Annotated in this window: 3 protein-coding genes; all 3 read right to left on the minus strand. The window is 70.2% G+C overall.

Annotated features, from left to right (window positions below; genetic code table 11):
* Positions 1–6: 6 nt before the first annotated feature.
* Positions 7–882, minus strand: coding sequence for a siderophore-interacting protein (locus tag J7E68_RS01345; protein WP_215169154.1), 876 nt, complete (start codon positions 880–882; stop codon positions 7–9).
* Between the two features lie 11 nt (positions 883–893).
* A complete protein-coding gene (locus tag J7E68_RS01350; RefSeq protein ID WP_215169156.1) occupies positions 894–1,712 on the minus strand; it encodes an energy-coupling factor transporter transmembrane component T in 819 nt (272 codons plus the stop codon).
* Positions 1,709–3,164 (minus strand): ABC transporter ATP-binding protein (locus J7E68_RS01355; RefSeq protein ID WP_215169158.1); only part of this gene is annotated, 1,456 nt, incomplete at its 5' end. The genes J7E68_RS01355 and J7E68_RS01350, both read right to left, overlap by 4 nt.

Here is a 3,164-nt window from a genome sequence, read left to right on the forward strand (position 1 = left end):
CCCCGCTCATGCCGGGGGCTCCGCTGCCGCGTCGCGCGCGGTCTTCGACGCAGGAGCCGAGGCGCCGATCTTCCAGTAGCCGCAGAAGCTGACGGAGTTCTTGTCGACACCGCGCTCGCCGACGAGAAGCTTGCGGGCGCCGGAGGCGAGTGACTGCTCTCCGGCCGCATAGGCGTGGAACGGCGACTCGGGCAGCGTGAGGTCGCGGAGTCGTCCGAGCGCGAACGCACCAGGAGCGAATTCATGCGGACGAGTGATCCACACGACCTCGACACCGGCCGGATGCGGGAACTCCAGCGCATCCTCGTCGGACGGCACCTCGATGATCGCCGTGCCCGTCGCGGTCGCGGGCAGCGAGGCGCAGATCGAGGCGATCGCGGGCAGAGCCGTCTCGTCGCCGATGAGCACCACGCGGTCGGTGCCGCGCTGCGGGTTGAACGTGAGCCCCTCGTCGATGATCAGCACGTGCTCGCCCGGCTCGCAGGTCTCGGCCCACCGAGAGGCAGGACCCGCCGTACCGTCGGCCGCCGAACCGTGCAGCACGAAGTCCACGTCGAGCTCGGCGCCGGTGTCGGCGGTCGCCGGCCGGAACGCGCGCACGCTGTAGTTGCGCATGACCGGTCGCTCACCGTCGGGGATGCGCAGGAACTTCAGGTATCCGAACATCCTGTTCGCCTTGGCGGGCACGCGTTCGAGTCCTGCATCCCCTCCGATCGGCAGGAACAGGCGGAACCACTGGTCGAAGCCCATCGGGCGGAACCTCTCGATCTCACCGCCGCCGAGCGTGACCCGCATCCAGTGCTCGGAGAGTCGCTCGGTGCGCAGGACGCTGAGGTGGATGAGTTCGGACGACTCGGGCTTGACCATCTTGCTGAATGCCATGCGGGCGCCTTTCAGGGCAGCTGCCAGGGGAAGAGGATCGCGAAGATCGCGGCGGATGCTGCGAGGCAGCAGATGATGAAGACGGTGTCGCGCACGCGGAACGGCACGAGGTGGCGCTCGGTGCGCGTCGGGTGGGCGCCGAAGGCGCGGGAGTCCATGGCGAGGGCGACGCGCTCGGCGTGACGGATGGCTCCGGCCAGCAGCGGCACGATGTACCCCCAGCCTCGGGCGATGCGCGCGAACGGACCGCTGCCTCCGTGGTGGCCGCGCACCCGATGGGCGGCGCGGATGACCGCGAGCTCGTGTCCGAAGCGCGGCACGAACCGGAAGGCGGCCAGCGCCGTGTAGCCGATCCGGTACGGCACCCGCAGCTGCTGCACGCTGGCCCGAACCAGGTCGGGTCCGGTCGTGGTGAGGCCGCCGATGAGGGCCAGAGCGATGATCGCGCCCAGACGCAGTGCGGTGGCGAACCCGATCGCGAGGGCCCCCTGGTACAGCGTCCAGTCGCCGATCTGCAGCATCGCGGGGGTGCCGTCGACGCGTGCGGCATCGACCCACACCGAGAAGCCGACTCCGAGCGCGATCATGCCGACGGGCAGCGCGACGAACAGCAGGGCCGCGGTGCGCACGGTCAGCCGCGCTCCGACGACGATGAGCAGCACCGACAGCACCAGGAAGACGGCGGGTGTGATGAGGTCGCGCACGAAGATGAGCACGAGCATGGCCGGGGCGACAGCGGCGACCTTCGCGAGCGGGTTCAGCGCGTACAGGAACTGACGCGGTGACGATGCGGTCACCGACGCGTACGGATCGAACGTCTGCACGCTCATGCGACCGCCCGCCCCGCGGCGGCCAGCACGCGCTGCAGCGCCGGAAGCCGAAGTCCCGCCTCGACGAAGACCTTCTCGTCGCGGAAGAGCTCGGCGGTGGCACCCGCGGCGTGCACACGGCCGTCTGCGAGGACGACGGTGTGCGAGGCGTGCTCGGCGACGAGCTGGAGGTCGTGCGTCACGATGACGATCGTCGTGCCCTCGTCGCGCAGATCGTGCAGCAGGCTCAGGAGCTCGGATGCCCTGGCGCGATCCTGTCCGAACGTCGGCTCGTCGAGAGCGAGCACCCGAGGGCGCGTGATGAGGGCGGTGCCCACCGACAGTCGGCGCTTCTCGCCGCCCGAGAGCAGGAACGGATGCACCTCGGCCTTCGCCTCGAGCCCGAAGCGGGCGAGCATGGCGTCGACGCGGTCGGTGATCTCGGCATCCGGGGTCTGGCGCAGACGAAGTCCGTGCGCCAGCTCGTCGAACACCGTGTGCGCGATGAACTGGTGCTCGGGGTTCTGGAACACGAATCCGATGCGGCTGGCGAGCTCGCGCGGCGAGGCAGCGCCCGGGTCGATGCCGTCGACGGTGACCTGGCGCTTCGGCGGCGGCACGACTCCGGCCAGCGACTGCAGCAGAGTGGTCTTGCCCGCGCCGTTGGTGCCGACGATCGCGGTCAGGGTGCCCGGCTCGATGTCGAGGTCGATGCCGTGCAGGATCTCGGTGCGATGGCGTCGCACAGTGAGACCGCGGGCGCTGATGATCGGCGGGGTGGTCGTCTGCAGGACCGACGCACGGATGCCGGACGAGACATCGGTTTCTGGTCCTGCAGCCGTGCCGCGATCCTGCAGACGTACCGCGGCCAACGCGGCCCCGAGCTCGTCAGGGGTCAGGGGCAGCTCGTCGAAGTGCGCCCCGGCATGCTGCATCCGCAATGCCGCGAGCGTCGCCCCGGGCAGCCAGACGCCCATCGTGACGAGCTCTGCGGCATGGCTGCGGATGATCTCGGCGGGAGGCCCGTCGAAGGCCACGCGCCCCGCACGGTCGAGCACGATGGTGCGGGTGAGCAGGCCCATGGCCGCGTCGAGGTTGTGCTCGACCAGCAGGATGGCCCGATCGCCCGCCGCGACCACCTCGGTCAGAGCCGCGTAGACATCGTCGATGCCCTGCGGATCGAGGTTCGCGGTCGGCTCGTCGAGCACGATCAGCGGTGACCCCATTGCCAGGGCGCAGGCGATCGCGAGACGCTGCCGCCCGCCGCCCGAGAGCCGATCGGGATTCTCGTCGCGCCTGTCCCACAGGCCGACCCGTCGCAGAGCAGCCTCGGTTCTGGCACGCACCTCGTCGAGCGTCAGCAGCAGGTTCTCGGGGCCGAAGGCGACCTCGTCGTAGACGGTGCCGGTGACGATCTGCGCATCCGGATCCTGGAAGACCATCGCCACATGGGTGCTGAGGGCGGCCGTGTGG

This window comes from Microbacterium sp. ISL-103 (assembly GCF_018613995.1).
GTDB lineage: Bacteria > Actinomycetota > Actinomycetes > Actinomycetales > Microbacteriaceae > Microbacterium.

Bases quoted from the DNA above. Each gene is read 5' to 3' on its own strand.
- J7E68_RS01345 (WP_215169154.1), bottom strand. From the start codon at position 882: ATGGCATTCAGCAAGATGGTCAAGCCCGAGTCGTCCGAACTCATCCAC.
- J7E68_RS01350 (WP_215169156.1), bottom strand. From the start codon at position 1,712: ATGAGCGTGCAGACGTTCGATCCGTACGCGTCGGTGACCGCATCGTCA.